Source organism: Pseudomonas sp. PA-5-4B, from assembly GCF_021606215.1.
Classification (GTDB): Bacteria; Pseudomonadota; Gammaproteobacteria; order Pseudomonadales; family Pseudomonadaceae; genus Aquipseudomonas; species Aquipseudomonas edaphica.
In genome coordinates, this window is sequence record NZ_WKDB01000010.1 from 1 (window position 1) to 21,587 (window position 21,587).

The 21,587-nt window shown below is 60.6% G+C and carries 25 protein-coding genes; 1 reads left to right on the forward strand and 24 read right to left on the reverse strand.

Annotation, left to right across the window (positions count from 1 at the left end; translation table 11 throughout):
- The first annotated feature begins 5 nt into the window (after positions 1-5).
- Positions 6-218, forward strand: a complete 213-nt coding sequence (locus GIW28_RS07095) for a DUF6124 family protein (protein ID WP_236447850.1) — start codon at positions 6-8, stop codon at positions 216-218.
- A gap of 125 nt (positions 219-343) precedes the next feature.
- Here the strand turns inward: GIW28_RS07095 and GIW28_RS07100 are convergent, their stop codons facing one another.
- The 24 genes from GIW28_RS07100 to GIW28_RS07215 form a co-directional block, all read right to left on the reverse strand.
- Positions 344-547, reverse strand: a complete 204-nt coding sequence (locus tag GIW28_RS07100) for a cold-shock protein (protein WP_169984815.1) — start codon at positions 545-547, stop codon at positions 344-346.
- A 391-nt stretch (positions 548-938) separates the two neighbouring features.
- Complete coding sequence (locus tag GIW28_RS07105) at positions 939-1,100, reverse strand: hypothetical protein (RefSeq protein ID WP_017134952.1); 162 nt, start codon at positions 1,098-1,100, stop codon at positions 939-941.
- 272 nt (positions 1,101-1,372) lie between these two features.
- Positions 1,373-2,680, reverse strand: a complete 1,308-nt coding sequence (locus GIW28_RS07110; RefSeq protein ID WP_236447849.1) for a type II toxin-antitoxin system HipA family toxin — start codon at positions 2,678-2,680, stop codon at positions 1,373-1,375.
- Positions 2,677-2,973: a helix-turn-helix domain-containing protein gene (locus tag GIW28_RS07115; protein WP_099548883.1), complete on the reverse strand. Its 297-nt coding sequence runs from the start codon at positions 2,971-2,973 to the stop codon at positions 2,677-2,679. Before GIW28_RS07115 ends, GIW28_RS07110 begins: the two co-directional genes overlap by 4 nt.
- A 354-nt stretch (positions 2,974-3,327) precedes the next feature.
- Positions 3,328-4,464 (reverse strand): flagellar biosynthesis protein FlhB, encoded by a 1,137-nt coding sequence (gene flhB / locus GIW28_RS07120; protein WP_056859763.1) that lies wholly within the window; start codon positions 4,462-4,464, stop codon positions 3,328-3,330.
- A gap of 3 nt (positions 4,465-4,467) precedes the next feature.
- Entirely contained in the window at positions 4,468-5,253 is a 786-nt protein-coding gene (fliR, locus tag GIW28_RS07125) for a flagellar biosynthetic protein FliR (RefSeq protein ID WP_017134949.1), read from the reverse strand.
- A gap of 3 nt (positions 5,254-5,256) precedes the next feature.
- Positions 5,257-5,526: a flagellar biosynthesis protein FliQ gene (gene fliQ / locus GIW28_RS07130; RefSeq protein WP_003214552.1), complete on the reverse strand. Its 270-nt coding sequence runs from the start codon at positions 5,524-5,526 to the stop codon at positions 5,257-5,259.
- Between the two features lie 4 nt (positions 5,527-5,530).
- Positions 5,531-6,274, reverse strand: coding sequence for a flagellar type III secretion system pore protein FliP (fliP, locus tag GIW28_RS07135; protein WP_017134948.1), 744 nt, complete (start codon positions 6,272-6,274; stop codon positions 5,531-5,533).
- Positions 6,274-6,714 carry a flagellar biosynthetic protein FliO gene (fliO, locus tag GIW28_RS07140; RefSeq protein ID WP_236447848.1) on the reverse strand — a complete coding sequence of 147 codons (441 nt, stop codon included), beginning with the start codon at positions 6,712-6,714 and terminating at the stop codon, positions 6,274-6,276. Before fliO ends, fliP begins: the two co-directional genes overlap by 1 nt.
- A 1-nt stretch (position 6,715) precedes the next feature.
- Positions 6,716-7,183, reverse strand: coding sequence for a flagellar motor switch protein FliN (fliN, locus tag GIW28_RS07145; RefSeq protein WP_017134946.1), 468 nt, complete (start codon positions 7,181-7,183; stop codon positions 6,716-6,718).
- A gap of 45 nt (positions 7,184-7,228) precedes the next feature.
- Positions 7,229-8,197 carry a flagellar motor switch protein FliM gene (fliM, locus tag GIW28_RS07150; protein ID WP_010166091.1) on the reverse strand — a complete coding sequence of 323 codons (969 nt, stop codon included), beginning with the start codon at positions 8,195-8,197 and terminating at the stop codon, positions 7,229-7,231.
- 9 nt (positions 8,198-8,206) lie between these two features.
- On the reverse strand, positions 8,207-8,710 hold the full coding sequence (gene fliL, locus GIW28_RS07155; protein WP_017134945.1) for a flagellar basal body-associated protein FliL: 504 nt from the start codon (positions 8,708-8,710) through the stop codon (positions 8,207-8,209).
- Between the two features lie 222 nt (positions 8,711-8,932).
- On the reverse strand, positions 8,933-10,273 hold the full coding sequence (locus tag GIW28_RS07160) for a flagellar hook-length control protein FliK (protein WP_236458945.1): 1,341 nt from the start codon (positions 10,271-10,273) through the stop codon (positions 8,933-8,935).
- A 218-nt stretch (positions 10,274-10,491) separates the two neighbouring features.
- On the reverse strand, positions 10,492-10,836 hold the full coding sequence (locus tag GIW28_RS07165; protein WP_236447518.1) for an Hpt domain-containing protein: 345 nt from the start codon (positions 10,834-10,836) through the stop codon (positions 10,492-10,494).
- 30 nt (positions 10,837-10,866) lie between these two features.
- Positions 10,867-12,585 (reverse strand): fused response regulator/phosphatase, encoded by a 1,719-nt coding sequence (locus GIW28_RS07170; RefSeq protein ID WP_236447517.1) that lies wholly within the window; start codon positions 12,583-12,585, stop codon positions 10,867-10,869.
- Complete coding sequence (locus GIW28_RS07175; protein ID WP_099548877.1) at positions 12,582-12,887, reverse strand: STAS domain-containing protein; 306 nt, start codon at positions 12,885-12,887, stop codon at positions 12,582-12,584. The genes GIW28_RS07170 and GIW28_RS07175 overlap by 4 nt, the downstream gene beginning before the upstream one ends.
- 182 nt (positions 12,888-13,069) lie before the next feature.
- Positions 13,070-13,519 (reverse strand): flagellar export protein FliJ, encoded by a 450-nt coding sequence (gene fliJ / locus GIW28_RS07180; RefSeq protein ID WP_058422167.1) that lies wholly within the window; start codon positions 13,517-13,519, stop codon positions 13,070-13,072.
- Between the two features lie 3 nt (positions 13,520-13,522).
- Positions 13,523-14,881, reverse strand: coding sequence for a flagellar protein export ATPase FliI (gene fliI / locus GIW28_RS07185; RefSeq protein WP_065929750.1), 1,359 nt, complete (start codon positions 14,879-14,881; stop codon positions 13,523-13,525).
- Positions 14,871-15,635 carry a flagellar assembly protein FliH gene (gene fliH, locus GIW28_RS07190; RefSeq protein ID WP_170040635.1) on the reverse strand — a complete coding sequence of 255 codons (765 nt, stop codon included), beginning with the start codon at positions 15,633-15,635 and terminating at the stop codon, positions 14,871-14,873. The genes fliI and fliH overlap by 11 nt, the downstream gene beginning before the upstream one ends.
- Before the next feature lie 10 nt (positions 15,636-15,645).
- Positions 15,646-16,665 carry a flagellar motor switch protein FliG gene (gene fliG, locus GIW28_RS07195; RefSeq protein WP_010208743.1) on the reverse strand — a complete coding sequence of 340 codons (1,020 nt, stop codon included), beginning with the start codon at positions 16,663-16,665 and terminating at the stop codon, positions 15,646-15,648.
- Positions 16,658-18,433 (reverse strand): flagellar basal-body MS-ring/collar protein FliF, encoded by a 1,776-nt coding sequence (gene fliF / locus GIW28_RS07200; protein WP_017134938.1) that lies wholly within the window; start codon positions 18,431-18,433, stop codon positions 16,658-16,660. Before fliF ends, fliG begins: the two co-directional genes overlap by 8 nt.
- Before the next feature lie 16 nt (positions 18,434-18,449).
- On the reverse strand, positions 18,450-18,779 hold the full coding sequence (gene fliE, locus GIW28_RS07205) for a flagellar hook-basal body complex protein FliE (protein WP_017134937.1): 330 nt from the start codon (positions 18,777-18,779) through the stop codon (positions 18,450-18,452).
- A gap of 131 nt (positions 18,780-18,910) precedes the next feature.
- Entirely contained in the window at positions 18,911-20,290 is a 1,380-nt protein-coding gene (locus tag GIW28_RS07210) for a sigma-54-dependent transcriptional regulator (protein WP_099548873.1), read from the reverse strand.
- A gap of 7 nt (positions 20,291-20,297) precedes the next feature.
- Positions 20,298-21,509 carry a sensor histidine kinase gene (locus GIW28_RS07215; protein WP_026013516.1) on the reverse strand — a complete coding sequence of 404 codons (1,212 nt, stop codon included), beginning with the start codon at positions 21,507-21,509 and terminating at the stop codon, positions 20,298-20,300.
- Positions 21,510-21,587 lie beyond the last annotated feature (78 nt).

The following is a 21,587-nucleotide window of genomic DNA, read 5'->3' on the forward strand; positions in this document are numbered from 1 at the left end:
CCCTTATCGACGGCATCAGCACCGAAGACCTGCTGGTCAACCTCACCGAAACCCTGGCATCCGCCCACGCCCTGACCTGCGACGTCGCCTTTGACCTGGAAGGAACACAGCGAGAAGGTGCGCTGGGTATTGCGCAGTTGATTGAGGTGGGACGGTTGTTGGCTGAGCGACTGCTGGATGACAGGGAGCCGTCACCAGCGACGATCGTCGAGGGGTGACCCGTTCAAATGTGGGAGCTGGCTTGCCTGCGATTGCGGTGTGCCAGGCACTGAAGGGCCAGCTGTAAGTCAGTGATGATCGTTCCCACTCTCCCGCGTGGGAACGATCAATGATCTTCAAATCCTCACGCTGGTCGCACGTTCTGAGCTTGGGGCCCTTTCGCTCCCTGCCCTATCTCGAACTCCACTTTTTGATTTTCCTCGAGTGTCTTGAAGCCTTCAGCTGAAATTGCAGAAAAATGAACAAAAAGATCAGGCCCGCCACCATCCTGGGTAATAAACCCAAAACCCTTCTCCGCGTTAAACCACTTCACTTTACCCGTTGCCATTGCCGTTCTCCTGACATCCCATTCAAAAATCCGCACCAGGCTCCCCAATAAGCCTGATACAAAACGCAAACACACCCTTTGGCCGGTGAATCCTGGCGAACTGTACCCGCTGGCCTTCTCTCCACCGGGTACACGCTGAACTCAAGCGGTCCAAACACACCGGTTCATCATCGCCATCCAACGCAATCAGCCCTTCACCGGTCTTGCGGTTATAAACCTTGATCGTCCCCGTCACCGCTTCCATCACCCTTCCCCTGCATCTCGTTACTACTTGCGTACAGTGCCTGGCACCATCAAACCGCGAGAACGCAGAGCTGACTACTGTCAGAGTTGACAGGTAGACGGGGATTAACGACCAGTGGTAGTGATTGTTTGCTGAGCAGGCGGGGGGTTATTTTTTTCGTTTGCGGGATTTGCGCGCCTTGGGCGGCGCATCGATTTCGCTGCAGGGATTGCCCGTTGCCTGAACGGGTACTGCATTGCCTTCGCGGTCGCGGGCGACAAAACCAATGCCCTTGACGGCGTCAAACCACCTGACCGTAGCCCTGTCCATGACCGCTCTCCCGAGCCGCGCATGACGGCGCACCTCGCCGCTCTATGTAACAGTGAAGGCGGTGCAATGGATACTGTCAAAGTTGACAGGTAACGCTGAACTTTAGACAGATGGCAGCGCTGGTTGTTATGCCGCCAAGGGCTCCGCCCGCCGTGCCTGCCCCGCAGCCAGTCCGGCAAGTTCGGACAAGGGAGCAACCGAAGGGGTTGCCCAAGCAGGGTGCGGAGCTTCAAGGCTGGTGTTCAAACGTTCCGATTCTCACCTACGAGGTGTCAGCGCTTGGTAGGTCGTATCAGTTTGAAGTAGTCATGGTCTTGTTCCAGAACAGCTTTGTAACCGGCGCCTGCTTTGAGGGGAATCCTTACACTTTTGAAAATGTCATCCCATTGGGCAAATGCGGCTAGCGTTTGCTCAATGTAGTCGTTCGGCTTGAGGTACTTGTAGTCTGCGCACAGCTCCTGAATCAGCCTCCGGATTGCCTTCCCTCGACCGTTATATGCCGTTGTGTGTTCACCCCGAGCCTCCGAGAAAGTCAGGTCGTATGCCGGCGCGAGCGTCCACCTTGCTTCGTCGCCAGGCTTCTCTGGCTCACGCCCGATGAACGCGAAGTTCTTGGTGTGATCGTCGTAGTTGTGAAACAGTGCATTGAAAACCATCACCCTGGCCATTTTTTCGACCTCTGCGGCACTACGCGTCAGCATGTTTGTGAGCTTCAGTAGCCCGCTGTAGTCCATGGATGGCAGTTTGTACGCAGCGTACATAAGCGCAGAAACCGTGATCATGTGAAGCTTTTTATCGCCCTGCCGGTCAAAGCGCTTTGTTGCGAAGAAGCCCTCGCGACTACCGTCATGCATGGTCATGTTCAGGACAGTCGACTCAGCCATTTCGACACCTGCGTCCCTGGCCATCAGGTAGTAAGCATACTCAATTGCGCCGGTTTCAACCGGCTCATCTGGCGCCCTGAATTTGACTATCCAGTGATCATAGCCCGGCAGAATTGGCCCAAAAGCGGACGTTGCATGCTGCCCATCAGGAGACATTGCGACAATCGCTTTAGGGCGGGCACCACCAGGCGATCCCCCTGCAAGCCTGAGCTTGGTAAGCACTGCCGAAGTGTCTCCTGACAGGACTTCCACGGAATTCTCGAAGAGCTCTGCAAGGTTAATTGTCCCCCTCAGCTCTCCTCTTTCCGCTTTTGGATGGTACTCAAACGCTCCCATGGCTCTGTCGCCCATGTAAGCGAGCCGATCCAGGGCAGTAACTGTGTAAGCAGTTCCCTCACCGAATGTGGCATTAAGGAATCTGTCCATCAGCAGCATGCCCCAGCCGTCTGGAAGAGAGTCCGCAAAGGGGCCGTGCAATCCTTCGAACAGTTCAGGAGCACGAGCAAGCTGGGGTTTGTCGTCAAACTTCATCGTGAACGGCGACAGGTTGAAGCCTGTAGCGAGCCATACCGGGTCGTAAGTGAAAAAAATCCCAACCCCCTCCTCCCTGTACAGATCACCGACTTTCACACCGCTTTTGGTGACCTCAAGGGATTCGAAACGCTTCAGCTTCGGATAATCCTGGCGCGGTTTCATTTAGAACCCCGTTTGCGCTTTGAGTTTTTCAGCTCTGTGAGGGAGTTCGGCTGCGAAGGTTTAAACAGAGTCGTTAGCGGAGTCAGCTCATCGAGCGCGGTGGCGAGCAGAATCATCGATTCGAGAGTAATAGAACCTGCAGTCTCGAACCGCTGGATCGACGACTCCGATACCCCTGAAAGCTCTGCCAAGGTCTTCCTCGTGAGGTTTTTCGATAGCCGTAGCTTTTTTGCATTTTTCCCCACATCGCGAGCGATCTCTGCGGGGGAGCTGAGCAAATGCATGAAGGACATGGCAGGCCTCGTTTAATTTTTACTAATGGCTAAATCTGACTTATTAAGGGCATGAAATCAGCATTATTAGTCAGTTTTGACCATTATAGTGCTATTGGCGTGCGCGAGGAAAAATAATATACCTTGCTAACAGTCAGATATGACTATTTATATGGAAAAATTCGCTTTAATAGGTCAGTTATGACTAATTATATTTTCCCTGCGCACAACTCAAACTTTGGTTGTCCGTGAGGCTCCCTATCCATTGGGGTTTAGATCATGCGCCGAACGGCGCGCTGCAAGCTCGGCGCACGGGCAGGAAAAAACGCGAGGTCGGAGCCGGGCTTGCCTGCGATGGCGTCGGTGCAGGACGACTCAGGAATCGCGGCGCAGCTCCGGCGGAATCGGCAGGTCCTTGAGCGGGTCTGGCCGCTTGCCCTTGCCCGCGCGGTATTGGCGGATCTGGTACACGTAGGCCAACACCTGCGCCACGGCCAGGTACAGGCCAGCGGGGATCTCCTGGTCGAGGTCGGTGGAGTAGAAGATCGACCGCGCCAGCTCCGGCGATTCCAGCAGCAGAATGTCGTTGGCCACGGCGATTTCGCGAATCTTCAGCGCGGTAAAGTCGCTGCCCTTGGCCAGCAACATCGGCGCGCCGCCCTTCTCCGGGTCGTACTTGAGCGCCACGGCGTAGTGGGTCGGGTTGGTGATGACCACGTCGGCATCCGGCACCGCCGCCATCATCTTGCGCTGGGACATTTCGCGCTGCAGTTGGCGAATCCGCTGTTTGACCTCGGGGCGACCTTCCTGGTCCTTGTGCTCGTCACGCACTTCCTGCTTGGTCATCAGCAGTTTCTTGTGGCTTTCCCACAGCTGAATCGGCGCGTCCACGGCGGCGATGATGATCAGCCCGCAGGCCATCCACAGCGCACTCCAGCCCACCACCTGCACACTGTGAATAATTGCGGACTCCAGCGGCTCATGGGCGATGCGCAGCAAGTCGTCGATGTCGGAGGACAACACCGTCAACGCCACAAACAGGATCAGGATAAATTTCGCCAGCGCCTTGAGCAGTTCCACCAGCGCCTTGGTGGAAAACATACGCTTAAGCCCAGGCCCAGGGTTCATGCGGCTGAACTTGGGCGCCATGCTGCCGGCGGCAAACAGCCAGCCGCCGAGGGACACCGGCCCGATCAGCGCCGCCAGCAACAGGGTGATAAGCACCGGCTGCACCGCCAGAATCGCGATCTTGCCCGAGTGCAACAGGTACTGGCCCATGGCGCCGGGGCTCAGCAGCACTTCGCGCGGCAGCGAAAAGTTGAGCTTCATCAGCTCCATCAGGTCCAGCGCCAGGCCACCGCCGTAGATCAGCAGGCCCCCGGCACCGGCGAGCATCACCGCCAGGGTATTGAGTTCTTTGGAGCGGGCAATCTCGCCCTTTTCCCTGGAGTCCTTTTTACGTTTCTCCGTGGGGTCTTCTGTTTTGTCCTGGCCACTCTCGCTCTCGGCCATGGCTCAACGCGCCCGTGCCAGATCACGTAAAAACTGCAAGGCGTCGGTGGCCAGCGGTTGATACTGATTGAGAATGTCGGCCATGCCGATCCAGAAAATCCCCATGCCCAACACCAGGGTCAGCGGGAAACCAATCGAGAAAATGTTCAGCTGCGGCGCCGCGCGAGTCATCACGCCAAACGCGATGTTGACCACCAGCAGCGCAGTAATCGCCGGCAACACCAGCAACAACGAGGCGCCCAATACCCAACTCATGCGGCCGACCAATTCCCAGAAGTGATTGACCACCAGCCCCGAGCCCACCGGCAAGGTGGTGAAGCTTTCGGTCATGACCTCGAACACCACCAGATGGCCGTTCATCGCCAGGAAAATCAAGGTCACCAGCATGGTCAGGAACTGCCCGATCACCGCCACCGACACACCATTGGTGGGGTCGACCATGGACGCGAAGCCCATGCCCATCTGGATCGAGATAATTTGCCCGGCGATCACAAAGGCCTGGAAGAACAAGGTGAGGGAAAAGCCCATCAGCGCACCGATCAGGATCTGCTCGGCAATCAGCAACAACGCACTGAGGTCCAGGGCATTCACCGGCGGCATCGGCGGCAAACCGGGCACGATGACCACGGTAATGGCGAAGGCAAAATACAGGCGGATGCGCCTCGGCACCAAGGTGGTCCCGAACACCGGCATGGTCATCAGCACTGCCGTGACGCGAAACATCGGCAAAATGAAAGACGCCACCCAGGTGCTGATCTGGGTGTCGGTCAAGGCCAGCACAGATTGCATCGGTCAGCCGATCAACTGCGGAATACTGCCGTACAGCTGCAGGATGTATTCCATAAAGGTTTGCACCAGCCACGGGCCGGCGACGATCAGGGTGATCAGCATCACCAGCAAACGCGGGAGGAAGCTCAAGGTTTGTTCGTTGATCTGGGTCGCGGCCTGGAACATCGCCACCAGCAGGCCCACCAACAGGCTCGGCACCACCAGCACGGCGACCATCATGGTGGTCAGCCACAGCGCTTCACGGAACAGGTCAACCGCTACTTCTGGCGTCATGTCACTACACCCCGCCGAAACTGCTGGCCAGGGTGCCGATAATCAGCGCCCAACCGTCCACCAGCACAAACAGCATGATCTTGAACGGCAGCGAGATAATCAGCGGCGACAGCATCATCATGCCCATGGCCATCAGCACGCTCGCCACCACCAGGTCGATGATCAGGAACGGGATAAAGATCATGAAGCCGATCTGGAACGCGGTTTTCAATTCGGAAGTGACGAAGGCCGGCACCAGGATGGTCAACGGCGCCTGATCCGGTGTGGCAATGTCGGTGCGCTTGGACAGGCGCATAAACAGCTCCAGGTCGCTGGAGCGGGTTTGCGACAGCATGAAGTCCTTGATCGGGCCTTGGGCTTTGTCGATCGCATCCTGGGCCGTAAGTTTCTCGGCCAGATAGGGCTGCAAGGCTTGCTGGTTCACCTTGTCGAACACTGGCGCCATGATGAAAAGCGTCAAGAACAGCGCCATGCCGGTGAGGATCTGGTTCGACGGTGTCTGCTGCAGGCCCAAGGCCTGACGCAAAATCGAGAACACGATGATGATCCGCGTAAAGCTGGTCATCAGCATGACAAACGCCGGGATAAAACTCAGCGCAGTCATGATCAGCAAAATCTGCAGGCTGACCGAGTATTCCTGGGCGCCGGCCGCGTTGGTGCCCAGGGTGATCGCCGGGATCGACAACGGGTCGGCTGCCAACGCCAGCGGCGCGGCCAGCAACAGCATGAGCGTCAATAAAACGCGCATTACTTCTTATCCTTCTGATCCTTGCCCAGCAACTCCATCAGGCGCTGGGCGAATTCCGGCGTGGAGGTCTCGGTCCTGGTTGCTTCCACCGGCGTCTTGAGTACGTGCAACGGGGTGATGCGGCCGGGCGTGATACCCAGCAGGATTTGCTCTTCGCCCACCTGCACCAGCACCAGCCGATCACGCGGGCCGAGGGCGCGCGAGCCGATCATCTCGATCACCTGGGCATTGCCCGGCCCGATGCGCTGCACGCGGCGCATCAGCCAGGCGAGCACGAAGATCAGACCGACTACCAGCAACAATCCAAGCACCAGCTGGGTCAACTGGCCGCCGATACCACTGCTGACCACAGGTGCCGCAGCCGCCACTTGGGCGACCGGCTCAGCCGCCAGGGCGCTCAATGGCAGCGCCAGAAACAGTCCCGCCATCGAATACTTCATCTCAGCGCAACTTCTTGATGCGTTCGCTTGGGCTGATCACGTCCGTCAGGCGGATGCCGAACTTCTCGTTGACCACCACCACCTCGCCATGGGCGATCAGGGTGCCGTTGACCAGCACGTCCAGCGGCTCACCGGCCAGGCGGTCGAGCTCGATCACCGAACCCTGGTTGAGTTGCAGCAGGTTGCGGATGTTGATTTCGGTGCTGCCGACTTCCATGGAGATCGACACCGGAATGTCGAGAATCACATCCAGGTTCGGGCCGTCGAGGGTCACCGGGTCGTTGTTTTTCGGCACGCTGCCGAATTCTTCCATCGGCAGGCGTTTGCCGGCCGGCGCCATGGCGGCGTCGGCGGCCAGCAGCGCGTCGATGTCGTCCTGGCCGACATCGCCGGTTTCTTCCAGGGCCGCAGCCCATTCGTCAGCCAGGGCCTGGTCTTCGGCGGAAGTGTTTTCGTGTTCGGTAGCCATTACATGTCCTCGGCGCAGCAAAAATTCATCGATAGAAGGGGCAGATCAGCGACGGTTGATCGGTTCGATCACTTGCAACGCCAGGTTGCCCTTGTGGGAACCGAGCTTGACCTTGAACGACGGCACGCCATTGGCGCGCATGATCAGCTCTTCCGGCAACTCCACGGGGATCACGTCCCCCGGTTGCATGTGCAAAATATCGCGCAAACGCAGCTGGCGACGGGCCACAGTGGCGCTCAAAGGCACGTCGACGTCCAGCAGGTCTTCGCGCAGGGCCTTGACCCAGCGTTCGTCCTGGTCGTCGAGGTCGGACTGGAAACCGGCGTCGAGCATTTCGCGCACCGGCTCGATCATCGAGTACGGCATGGTCACGTGCAGGTCGCCGCCACCGCCATCAAGCTCGATGTGGAAGGTGGAGACCACAATGGCTTCGCTGGGGCCGACGATGTTGGCCATGGCCGGGTTCACTTCCGAGTTGATGTACTCGAAATTGACTTCCATGATCGCCTGCCAGGCTTCCTTCAAGTCGATGAAGGCTTGCTCCAGCACCATGCGCACCACACGCAATTCGGTAGGGGTGAATTCACGCCCTTCGATCTTGGCGTGGCGGCCGTCGCCGCCGAAGAAGTTGTCCACCAGCTTGAACACCAGCTTGGCGTCGAGGATGAACAGCGCGGTACCGCGCAACGGTTTGATCTTGACCAGGTTGAGGCTGGTGGGCACATACAGCGAGTGCACGTACTCGCCGAACTTCATCACCTGCACGCCGCCCACCGCTACGTCTGCCGAGCGGCGCAGCATGTTGAACATGCTGATACGGGTGTAACGGGCGAAACGCTCATTGATCATCTCCAGGGTCGGCATGCGCCCACGGACGATGCGATCCTGGCTGGTGAGGTCATAACTTTTGACGCTGCCGGGTTCGGCAGCCATTTCGGTCTGTACCAGACCATCGTCGACGCCATGCAACAGCGCGTCGATTTCATCCTGGGACAGCAGGTCTTGCACGGCCATGTCGTGATCCTACTGCAATACGAAGTTAGTGAAGAGCGCCTGCTCGACCACGACTTTGCCGAGCTCTTTCTGGGCCACTTCCTGCACGCTGGCAGTGACCTTCTGGCGCAGCATTTCCTGGCCGACCGGGGTGGCCAGGCTGTCGAAGCTCTGCCCGGAGAACAGCATCACCAGGTTGTTGCGGATCACCGGCATATGTACTTTAAGCGCATCCAGGTCCGCCTGGTTACGCGCCAGCAAGGTGATGCTCACCTGCAGGTAGCGTTGGCGACCGTTCTGATTGTAGTTGGCGACAAAGGCCGGCAGCATCGGCTCGAAGATTGCCGGTTGCTTGACGTTAGTGGCGGTTTCGGCGGCGGGAGCCGGTTTGCTCGCGCTGCTGTGCATGATGTACCACGTGCCGCCAATCGAGGCGCCAATGGCCAGGAGCAGGCCCAGCACAATCAGCAGGATCAGCTTGAGCTTGCCTTTGCCTGCGGGTGGGGTTGCTGCTGCGTCGTCACTCTTCGCCATGCCAATAATCCGTCACTATTCGGGGATTCATAGATCTACGGGAAGGCAAGAGCAAGTGTTATGCCAGAGTTGTCTGGCAGTTGGGGAGAGAACTAACACCACAAACCAAATGTGGGAGCTGGCTTGCCTGCGATAGCGGTGGGTCAGTTAATACTTCTGTAACTGATGCACCGCTATCGCAGGCAAGCCAGCTCCCACATTGACCGCGTTTTTTGGCTCAAGTCAGGCGTAGTAATCGACGGCGCTGGAGCCGATCACGGTCTGGCTCACCGGCGCGACCGCCGCCGCCACTTCAGCAGCGTCACCCGCTTCCCCACCATCACCGCGCCCACCACTGCCGCTTATGCCGCGCGCCTGGTTCTGCTGCTGTTGCTCCTGGCCCTGCCCCTGCCAGCCACGGGACTGGTCGGACACATTGACATCCACCTGCCCCATGCCCTGCTGGGCAAACATCTCGCGCAAACGGCCGGACTGGCTTTCCAGCGCTTCACGTACCACGGCGTGGCCGCTCATGAAGTTGACCTGGGCTTGCTGGTCGGCGGTCATATTGACCTTGATATCCAGGCGCCCCAGTTCAGCCGGTTGCAACTGAATCTCCGCCGACTTGAGGTTGGCGCTGGACAGGTACATCACGCGGTTGACCACCTCTTCGGTCCAGCCGCTCTGGTGCATGGCCAATGGCGCATTGGCCACGGGCGGCAAGGCGTTCGCGGTTTTCGGCGTGGCAGCCTGGGTCAGCGCGGCCAGGCGGTTGGCGAAATCATCCACCCGCGTGTCGCTGCCGGCGTCTTTCAAATCCTTGAGGCCACCTTCGATCAGCCCACTGAAGGCCTTGTCGCCGCCCTGGTCAGTGCTGTCTTTGGTGGCTTGCTGGTCGACCATGTTGGCAAGACCTGCGGCAAAGTTCTGCGCGGCGGTTGGCTGGTCCTGAGCGGTGGTCGGCGCGGCTTTCTGTGGCGTCTGGCTGCTGGCCGACACATGGCCGCCCTGCTCCATGGCCAAGCGCACGGCCGGCATCGAATCCAGCGGATCGGCTTCAGGGTCGAAAGCCGGTTGCTTGGCGTCATCGGTGGCTGCAAGCGGCGCCGCGACCACCGGCTGGGCCGTGTCGTCATGGATGGCTACCGGCGCGGGCGTTGGCACCGGAACAGGCACCGGCGCAACAACGGCGACCAATGCCGGGTCGACCACCGGATCAGCCGGGGGCTGCTGCGCCACGGCCGGGTCGGCGGGCTTGTCGTCATCACTGCTGGCGCTGTCGTCAGCCTTGGCCGGCTTGGCAGGCAAGGGATTGCCGCTATCGGCAACCGCTGGCGTGCTGGCGGCAGGCTTGTCGTTGTTGGCGACCGGCTTGGTGTTGGTATCCGAAGGCTTGTCACGCGAGATTTTGACCGGAGTGTCATCGGTCTTCAGCGTGGGCTTGGGGCTTTGGTTGGCAAACACTTGAGCGAAACCAGGGCCCTTGTCCCGTGGGTCCGCGGCCGCTACAGGCGGTGTGGCGGCCGGCGCTTGAGGCTTGGCCGCAGCGGCAGCCTGAAGGAGCGAATTGGGGGCGACTGGCATAGTTAAAGGTCTCCACTGCATTGGGGGTCGGGGATGCAGTATCGGGAGATAGAGCAAGAGTCGGGCCAGGTTTGGTTTTTTGACGGTAGATCCATTGTGCTCTGTGGGAGCTGGCTTGCCTGCGATGCAGACACCTCGGTGTATCAGGCAAAACCAGTCGATGCCATCGCAGGCAAGCCAGCTCCCACATTTGGCCGAGACCGGCTTGGCGACTCAATTCAAAGCTGAAAGCGCTGCCTTTCCGACTCATACAGCGGCCGCACCAACGCAAACTCATGATCAATCTGATCAACCAGCGCACCCAAGTCCGCCGACAACTCGACAGACTCCACCTCCAGCCGCTGACACAACTGCGCCAACCGCACCGCCCCAAGGTTGCCACTGCTGCCCTTGAAGCTATGGGCAATCCGCCCCAACGCCTTGGCATCACCACGCGACTTGCGCAACGCTTCGACGCGCTTCTGTGAATCGTCCAGAAAAGTCTCCAGCAACTTCGGATATTCGCCTTCCATCACTTCCTGCAGGCCCGTCAACACAACAGGGTCCAGATGAGTCTCAAGCACTTGTTCGCTCCTTGATCAAGAATCGGCGGATTATGCCAGAGCCCCCCAGCAAAACTCCACGCACACACTGCGCCCGCCATCGGTCCAGCGTACATCGCTGCTCAGTTGCCGTACCAGGCTCAGCCCCCGGCCAGACAAACGGTCGATATCCAGCGGCCGCGCCAGCACCTGTTCCACGTCAAACCCTGGGCCACTGTCTTCGATGCGCAGCGTCATTTTGCCGCCCGTGGCAGTCGGCACCACCTGCACATGTACCCGCACATAACCGCTGTTCAACTGCGTCAGGCGCTCATTGCGCTGCCGGTAATACTCGGCAAATCCTTGGGCATCGCGCTTGAGTCGCGAATCCAGGCCCAGCACGCCATGCTCCAGCGCATTGGAATACAACTCGGCCATCACGCTGTACAGCGCCCCGCTTTGCCCACGCAGGCCATGAATCTCCAGCAGCAATTGCAACAGGTACGGCAACGGGTTGTAGCTTTTGAGCGTTCGCGCACGAAACTCGAAGCTCACCGACCAATCCAACGGGCACGACTGGCCACTGTCGGCATACAGCGGCTCAGCCGCCCGCGACGGCTGGCCAGGCTGCAAGGTGATCTCCACCATGCTGACATCATCGCGCGCCTCACCCCGGAACACCGCCAGGGCCTGCTCAATCTCCTCAAACAAGCGGTCAGGCTTGCGATTACTGGCAAATACCTGCTGCAAACGCGCCGCGCCAAATAACTGTTCACTGGCGTTGGCGGTATCCAGCACCCCATCGGACAACAAGAACACCCGGTCGCCCAAGGCCATGGGCCAGACTTCGGTGCTGTCATCAAACGCCTGTGCCGAAAGCACACCCAGCGGCAGGTGCCGGGATAACAAAGGCGTACGCTTGCCGGTGGCGATCTCATGCACATAGCCGTCGGGCATGCCGCCGTTCCATACCTCCACCACGCGCCGCTGGGTACTCAGGCACACCAGCGTGGCGCAGCAGAACATGTCCACCGGCAAGATGCGCTTGAGCTTGGCATTCATCTCGCGCAGGGTCTGCGCCAGGCCGTAACCCTTGGCGGTCATGCCGTAGAAGACTTCCGCCAGCGGCATGGCGCCCACCGCGGCCGGCAGGCCATGGCCGGTGAAGTCACCGAGCAGCACATGCATGTCGCCGGACGGCGTATACGCCGCCAACAACAGGTCGCCGTTGAACAGCGCATAGGGCGATTGCAGGTAACGAATGTTCGGCGCCGCATTGATGCAACCCGAATGCGCTACCTTGTCGAACACCGCCTTGGCCGCGCGTTGCTCATGCAACAGGTAATCGTGGTGCCGGGCGATCTGGTCGCGCTGGCGCAGCACCGTGGCCTGCAGGCGCCGCAGACGGTCCATGGCATTGATCTTGGCGGCCAGGATCAGCGGGTTGTAGGGTTTGGGCAGGAAATCATCGCCACCGGCATCCAGGCATTGGGCCAGGGCTTCGCTTTCGCGCAGCGAGGTGAGGAAGATGATCGGCACCAGCGCCTCACCCGCCAACTGTTTGATCCGCCGCGCCGCTTCAAAACCGTCCATCACCGGCATAAGGGCGTCCATCAACACCAGTTGCGGGCGCTCGCGGGTAAACACCTCGACGGCTTGTGCGCCATTGGTGGCGGTGAGCACCTGGTGGCCCTGACGCCGAATGATGGTCGACAGCAACAGCAAATCGGCGGCGCTGTCTTCGGCGATCAGGATCGTCAGTGGTTCAAGGACCGGGGCCAAGGAGCTCAACTGATGTCGAACAGTTTGTCGAAGTTGGAGATGCCGAGGATCTTGCGCACATCGGAGTTGCTGTTGATCACCTGCACTTCAGCGTCATCGCCGCCGGCATGGTCGCGCAATAGCAGGAGCATGCCCAGGGCCGAGCTGTCCAGATAGGTGGCTTCTTTCAGATCTACCACGTAGATGTCGGGCACCTTGTAGAACCGCTCGTAGGCATCGCGAAAGGTCTGGTGGCTTCCGAAATCGAATCGGCCTCTTACTTTAATGGTCAACTTCGTCCCATCCAGGGATACTTCTGACTCGACTGACATGTGACTGCTTCCTTGTCATTGCAATGTGCAACAAGGTTTAGCAGCTGAACCGGATCTGGGCAACACCGAGCACTCAATGTGGGAGCTGGCTTGCCTGCGATGCAGGCGACGAGGTGTATCAGTGATACAGCGGTGATGCTATCGCAGGCAAGCCAGCTCCCACAGTAGGCAAGTGGAAACTGTTAGTACTGTGACTGCCGTGGAAGTCGCTGTGATAGCTCATCGAGCAGCTTCTGCTCACGCTTGTCCTCAATCGCCCGCGCTTCGTCGATATAACGCTGCACCAGCTTGCGCAAGCCTTCGACCCGAGCGAACGCCGCTTGCCAAGCCTCACGGGCCTTATCGAGATTGTTCTGATGCCAGGCCAGGCTCTGGCGCTGCTGGCCCACAGCCGTCTCAAGCTGGTTAAGAAAGCCCTGGTAGCCCATCAACCACTGTCCGGACACACCCTTACTGCCACGCTCGATCCACTGCTGCTGATATTCGCCGCGAAAGCGCTCCAGGTCGCCCAGCTTGCTTTCCGCCAGGCGCACCTGACCCTGGAAGTAACCCAGGCGTTGCACGGCGGTTTTTTCGGCCTTTTCGGCCATGTCCACCACTGGGGCCAGGCGTGAAGAACGGGTGCTGGCCATGGCTTAACCGCCCGGCGCCGGAGCGAAGATCGAGCCCAGGTGAGCTTCGCTTTCGCCCATGCTGATCTTGTCGTTGAGCCCCTGGCGCAGGTAGCTCACCAGTTGCGGTTGCAGCGCGATGGCCAGGTCGGTTTCGCGATCACCACCGGCCACGTAGGCGCCGACGCTGATCAGGTCGCGGCTCTGCTGGTAGCGCGACCACAGTTGTTTGAAGTGCTGCGCACGGGCCATGTGCTCCGCGGTGACCACCGCCGGCATCACCCGGCTGATCGAGGCTTCGATGTCGATGGCCGGGTAGTGCCCTTCCTCGGCCAGGCGCCGCGACAGCACGATGTGGCCATCGAGCACGCCCCGCGCCGAGTCGGCAATCGGGTCTTGCTGGTCATCGCCTTCGGACAACACGGTGTAGAACGCGGTGATCGAACCACCACCAGCCTCGGCATTACCGGCGCGCTCCACCAGCTTGGGCAGCTTGGCGAACACTGAAGGCGGGTAGCCTTTGGTGGCGGGCGGTTCGCCGATGGCCAAGGCGATTTCCCGCTGGGCCTGGGCGAAACGTGTGAGCGAGTCCATCAGCAACAGGACGTTCTTGCCCTTGTCGCGAAAATATTCGGCGATACGCGTGCAGTACATGGCGGCGCGCAGGCGCATCAGCGGCGCATCGTCCGCAGGCGACGCGACCACCACCGAGCGTTTGAGACCTTCTTCACCGAGGCTGTGCTCGATGAACTCTTTCACTTCACGGCCGCGCTCGCCGATCAGCCCGACCACAATAATGTCGGCCTCGGTAAAGCGCGTCATCATGCCCAGCAACACCGACTTACCCACGCCGGTACCGGCAAACAGGCCCAGACGCTGGCCGCGACCGACCGTCAATAAACCGTTGATGCTGCGAATGCCCACGTCCAGCGGCACACTAATGGGGTTGCGGTTGAGCGGGTTGATGGTCGGGCCGTCCATCGGCACCCAGTCTTCGGCCTTCATGCCGCCCTTGCCGTCGAGTGCGCGGCCGGCGCCATCGAGCACGCGGCCGAGCATGCTCATGCCCATCGGCAGGCGGCCGGTGTCGGCCAACGGCACCACGCGGGCGCCAGGGGCGATGCCCGCCAGGCTGCCGACCGGCATGAGGAAAATCTTGCTGCCGGAAAAGCCCATCACCTCGGCTTCGACCTGCACCGGGTGGTAGCTGTCGTCGTTGATCACCAGGCAGCGGCTGCCCATGGCGGCGCGCAGGCCTTCGGCTTCGAGGGTCAGGCCGACCATGCGCAGCAGGCGCCCTTCGAGGATCGGCTGGCCGGGCAACTCCGTGACCTCGGCGTAGCCACCCAGGCGCTTGGCGAAGCTGGTGCGATCAAGGCGCATCGGTGGCGTCCAGATCAACGCTCAGGTCAGGTTCGGCGGGGTTCAACACCTGCTCATGCACCTGATCCAACAGCTTGGCCATGATCTGGCTGATGCGGGTTTCCACCGTGGCATCGATGCGGCTGTGTTCGGTTTCCACGCGGCAACCACCGGGCAACAACGCCGCGTCCTCGACGATGCGCCAGGTTTCTTCATGGCGCTCGCGCAGGGCTTTGACCTGTTCGAAATCCTGCGGGTTGATGTACAGGCGCACATTGCCCACGCCCAACGGCAGCAGCTTGAGGGCTTCGCGCATGACGCTTTCGATATGGCTGGAATCGAGCACCAGCTCGCGCTGGATGACTTGCCGGGCAATGTGCTCGACCAGGCCGACCATGGCTTTTTCGATCTGCGAGTCCTGCTCGGCAATCGGGTCGAACAGCGTACCCATCAGCCGCTCAAGGCTGGCGAGTTTGACGCCGAGCGCCTCTTCGGCTTCCTGGCGTACTTTGAGGGTAGTGCTGCGAAAGCCGTCTTTTTCGCCGGCCGCAAAGCCTTCGTTGTAGGCTTCCTGGCGGATGGCTTCCAACTCTTCAAGGGTCAGTGGCTGGACTTCATCCAGTGGCACTTCTTCCATCTCTACCGGCGTTTCAACCAACGGCTCGGGCTCAGGTTCCGGCACATGTGGATCGAAGCTGGGCAGCGACCAGATGTCGAACCCGCCGACATCCCGCGCGCGAATCAGATCGCTGGGCGTCTCATCTTTGTTCGACATGGGACGCGCCTTAGATCATTTCTTCGCCGCCCTTCCCACCGAGAACGATTTCTCCGGCTTCGGCCATACGGCGGGCAATGGTGAGGATTTCTTTCTGCGCGGTTTCGACGTCGCTGACGCGCACCGGGCCTTTGGCTTCGAGGTCGTCGCGCAACAGCTCGGACGCACGCTTGGACATGTTCTTGAAAATCTTCTCTTTGACGTTTTCGTCCGAGCCTTTGAGGGCCAGCACCAGCACGTCGGAGGAGACTTCGCGCAGCAACGCCTGGATGCCACGGTCATCGACATCGGAGAGGTTGTTGAACACGAACATGAGGTCTTCGATCTGGCCGGACAGGGTGTCGTCGATCTCGCGGATCGAGTCCATCAACTGGCCTTCGACCGAGCTGTCGAGGAAGTTCATGATGTCGGCCGCACGCTTGATGCCGCCCAAGGTGGTGCGCGAAGCGTTCGAGTTGCCAGAGAACTGCTTCTCCAGAATCGTGTTGAGTTCTTTCAGGGCCGCCGGCTGCACGGTGTTCAGCGACGACACGCGCAGGATGATATCCAGGCGTACTTTATGGTCGAAGTGGCCGAGCACTTCACCGGCCTGGTCCGGGTCGAGGTAAGCGACGACGATGGCCTGGATCTGCGGGTGCTCGTAGCGGATCACGTCGGCCACCGCGCGCGGCTCCATCCACTTGAGGCTGTCCAGGCCACTGGTGTTGCCACCCAGCAGGATGCGGTCGATCAGGCCGTTGGCCTTGTCTTCGCCGAGTGCCGAGGTGAGCATCTTGCGGATATAGCTGTCGGAGCCAACGCCCAGGCTGGTCTGGTCGCCGACGATCTCGACGAACTCACTCATCACCTGCTCGACTTGCTCGCGGTGCACATTGCGCATCTGCGCCATGGCCACGCCCACGCGCTGGACCTCTTTAGGCCCCATGTGGCGCAGCACTTGGGCAGCGTCGGTTTCACCCAGGGACAGCAGCAGGACTGCGGCTTTGTCGACCTTGGTGAGCTTGGCAACAGCGGCTCGATTATCACTCATCTGCGTTGATCCACTCTTTCACGACCTGGGCCACACGGCCCGGGTCTTCTGCTACCAGACTCTTGATTGCGTTCAACTGAGCGTCATAGCCTTCGCTCGGGCTTGGCAACAGGATGCTTTGCGGGCCGCCGAGGCTGACGCGGTCGTTGGCCAGTTCGCCGTCCAGGCCGCCCATGCCACCCAACTCGACGTCGCCACCGGCCAAGGCCAGCTGTTTCTTGCCGTTGCCGGTGATGTTGTTGAGCACCGGACGCAGCACGCCGAACACCAGCACCAGAATGAACAACACACCCAGCACTTGTTTAACGATGTCCCAGAACCACGGCTGCGTGTAGAACGCAGGGTCGGCGATCACTTCGGCGCGCTCGGCGGAGAACGGCATGTTGATCACGCTGACGCTGTCACCCCGGCTGGCGTCGAAGCCGACGGCGTCCTGCACCAGGCGCGTGAAACGGGCCAATTCATCAGTGCTCCACGGCGCACGGGTGACGGCGCCGTCAGCCGGGTTGACCTTGACCTGATCATCGACCACCACCGACACCGACAGGCGATTGATCTTGCCCTGCTGCTGCTTGGTGTGGCTGATGGAACGGTCGAGTTCGAAGTTCTTGGTCGACTGGTTACGCTTGTCCGCCGGGTACGGCGCGAGCATCGGCTGGCCGGTGGCCGGGTCCATGATCTGCTGGCCGTTGGCGTCCAACAATGGCTGCCCTGGCTGGATCGCGCCAGCCGTAGCGGCCGCGCCACCGGTGGTTTGTGGTGCAGTCGCCGGAGCCGGTGGCTGGTTGCTCAGGGCACCCGGCACACCTTGCGGGCCATTGCTGGCGGTGCGTTGTTCGCTGGTGGACTGCTCGCTGCGCAGCGCCGGTTGGTCGGGGTTGAACTGTTCGGAGGTCGACTCGACCGCGCTGAAATCCACGTCGGCGGACACTTCAGCCTTGTAGCGATCGTTGCCCAACACCGGTTGCAGGATGTTGTGCACGCGCTGGGTCAGCATGCTTTCCATGCGACGGCTGTAGTCGAACTGCTTGCCGGCCTGGGTCAGCGCGGAGTTCTCGGCCTGGTCGGACAGCAGGTTGCCCTTCTGGTCGACCACGGTGATTTGCGACTTGCTCAATTCGGGAACGCTGGTGGCCACCAGGTTGATGATCGCCAGTACCTGGCCAGGCTCCAGGGAGCGGCCGGAAAACAGTTCAACCAACACCGAAGCACTGGGCTTGCGTTCGTCACGCACGAACACCGAGCTTTTCGGGATCGCCAGGTGCACGCGGGCGCCCTTGACGTTGTTCAGGCTGCTGATGGTGCGCGCCAGCTCGCCTTCCAGGCCACGCCGATAACGGGTGGCTTCCATGAACTGGCTGGTGCCCAGGCCCTGGTCCTTGTCGAGGATTTCAAAACCGATATTGCTGTCAGACGGCGTTACGCCGGCTGCAGCCAGCTTCATGCGCGCACGGGCCACGTCATCAGCCTTGACCAGCAAGGCGCCGGAGTTGGGCTCCACGGTGTAGGCGATGTCGGCGGCGGCCAGGGTTTCCATGATCTGCTTGGAATCCATGCCGGCCAGGCTGCCGTACAGCGGGCGGTAATCAGGTTGTTGCGACCACAACACCACGGCAAAACCAATCGCCACACTGGCGGCCAGGCCGACCATCAGGCCCACCTGACGCAGCATGGTCATTTCCGAGAGGTTTTCCAGGAACGACAGGCCAAACAGCGGCGGCTTGCCGTCTGCCTTGGCGGGTACGTTGTCGGAGACTGCTTCTGCCATGACTTAAATCTCGTCCTTAAACCGGCATCTGCATGATGTCTTGATAAGCCTGAACCAGCTTGTTACGCACTTGGGTCAAGGCTTGAAAGGAAACGCTGGCCTTTTGCGAGGCGACCATCACATCGGTGAGGTCCACGCCGCTCTTGCCGATCTCGAAGGCGGTGGCCAACTGACTGGAGGCTTGCTGGGTGTCGCTGACTTTGTTGATTGCCTGACCGAGCATGTCGGCAAAACTGCTTTGGCCCAATTCCGGCGCTGGCGCGACGGATTTCGGTTGAGCCATGGCATCCATTTGCATGGAGCGCATATCCAACATCAACCGATTGAACTCAATACCCTGGCTCATGACCTTCTCTCTCCGACGACCCGCAATTTTTTGACACTACGCAGCGGTTACTACGGGTGGTAGCAACAAGGGTGCCAGCTCCGTGGCAATTCGTAAGAAAAGGCGACAAACCCTGTCAGCCCAAGAATTTTTCAGGTGGCGAAAAGGTAGGCTTCCACGTCCATCCCGGCGTCGCGCATCTGCGCCAGCTTGTAGCGCAGGGTGCGCGGGCTGATGCCCAGGCGCTCAGCGGCCTCTTTGCGGCGGCCGCGCTCGGCACGCAAGGTGTCGATGATCATCTGGAATTCGCGGCGGCGCAGGTCGTCGCCCAGGGCACCGCCGGACTCGGTTTCGGCAGCCGCCACAGGTGCGGGCGCCAGGCTCGGCAACGGCGCGCTGCCATTGCCCATGGCCAGGCAGAAGTCTTGCGGCTGGATCAAGCCGCCCTGCTGCAAAATCAGCGCGCGCTGGATGGCGTTGTCCAATTCGCGCACGTTGCCGGGCCATGGGTAGCTGATCAGGCAAGCCTGGGCCTCAGCCGACAACCGCGCCTGGGCGTGCTTCATTTTTTTGACGTGGTTGTTCAGCAGGCGCTCGGCCAGCGGGATGATATCCGCCGGGCGCTCGCGCAACGGGCGCCAGGCCAGCGGGAATACGGATAGCCGGTAGAACAGGTCTTCACGAAAGCGCCCCGCCGCCACTTCGCCCGCGAGGTCGCGGTTGGTGGTGGCAACCACGCGGATATCCAGCTGGATCGGCTTGCGTGCGCCCACACGCTCAACCTCACGCTCCTGCAATACCCGCAGCAGCTTGGCTTGCAGGCCCAGGGGCATTTCCGAGATTTCGTCGAGCAGGATGGTGCCGCCGTCGGCCTGTTCGAACTTGCCGGCCTGGGCCGCGATGGCGCCGGTGAACGAGCCTTTTTCATGGCCGAACAAGGTGGCTTCAAGCATGTTGTCGGGGATGGCCGCACAGTTGATCGCGATAAAGGGTTGTTTGGCGCGGCTCGATTGCTGGTGGATATACCGCGCCAGCACTTCTTTACCGGTGCCGGACTCGCCGGAGATCAGCACGGTGGAATCGCTACGCGCCACACGCGCTGCCAGTTCCAGCAACTGTGCGCTGGCCGGCTCAAAGGCAATAGGGCCTTCGCCTTCAGCATTCGAAACAACGCCGAGTGCATGCCGGGCAACCAGCTCGATCAGGGCTTTGGGTTCAAAGGGTTTGACCAGGTAATCCGCCGCGCCCTGGCGCATGGCGTCCACCGCCCGCTCCACGGCGCCATGGGCGGTCATCAGCAACACCGGCAGTTGTGGCTGGCGCGCGCGCAGCAGGCCGAGCAACTGGTGGCCGTCCATGCCGGGCATGTTGACGTCACTGACCACCAGGCTGAAAGACTCCTGCTCGACCGCCTCCAAGGCTTCCTCGGCAGAACCGACCGCCCGGTAGTCATGGCCCGCCAACAGCAGCGTGTCAGCCAATGCTTCACGCAGGGCACGATCGTCTTCGACCAATAAAACCTTGATAGCCATAGTCCTTTTACTCCGCGCTTACCGTGCTGGAAAACAGCGGCAAGGTCATCAATGCACAGGTGCCACGCCCCAACCGGGAGTGCAGCTGCAATTCTCCCTGATGCGCACGCGCCACGGCCTTGACCACGGTCAGGCCGAGGCCGGTGCCGTTGGTCTTGGTGGTAAAAAACGGTTCGCCCAGGCGTTGCAGCACACACGGCTCAATGCCGCTGCCGCTGTCGCTGATACACAGGCGCAGGGTTTGCTCGCGGGTGTACAGGTGCACCTTGAGCCGCGCCCCGGGCAGGCTTGCCTGGGTGGCGTTTTCGATCAGGTTGAGCAAAGCGCCGACCAGGGTGTCGCGGTTGCACAGCAACTCGCCCTGGTGGCTGTCGCACTGCCAACGCACCTGGGCGTCCTGGATATGGGTGGCCGCCGCCGCTTGCAGCGACTGCATCAACATAGCCGGCGTAACGCGGTCGGTCAGCGGCAATTCGCCGCGGGCAAACACCAGCATGTCGCGCACCTGGTGCTCCAACTCATGCAGGCGCTCTTTAAGGCGGCCAGCAAAACGTTGGTGGGTGGCGGCCGGCAATTGCTCATCAGTCAAATGACTGGCGTAGATCAGCGCCGCCGACAACGGCGTGCGGATCTGATGCGCCAAAGAAGCAACCATCCGCCCCAACGACGACAAGCGCTCATGGCGCGCCAGTTGGTCTTGCAGGTGACGGGTTTCCGTCAGGTCGTTGAGCAGCACCAGTTGGCCAGGCTCGGCGTCCAGGGAACGGGTGGCGATGGACAGACGGCGGCCGTCCTTGAGGGAGATTTCGTGGCCGTCGTCTTCACGGGGGGCGAAGCAACGGGCGATGACTTCCCGCCATAACTCGCCTTCCAGCGGCAGGCCGAGCATGTCGACGGCAGCCGGGTTGGCTTCACGCACGCGGCCCTGATCATCAATGACGATCACGCCACCGGGCAGCAGCGACAGCAGGTTTTGCAGACGGTTGGCCAGGCGCTCTTTCTCGGCCAGCTCTTGCATGCGCTGGGCACTGACCACCGCCAGTTCGCCTTTAAGCTCGGAAACCCGCGCCTCCAGCAAGCTGTAAGAGTCAGTCAGTTGGCTCGACATCTGGCTGAACTGCGAGAACGCCTGCTCAAGACCCTGCCGGGTAAGCGGCTCTGCAGACGGAACGAGCCCCGGGATAGCAGGGGCTGTAGAAAGTTGGGCGGCGTGGGGCATCATGCTCTCTCGCTTGGCTGACCGTCAGTTAAACGGAACGTTGCGAGGGCTATAGCAATACCCGTGCCGAAAAAAAAC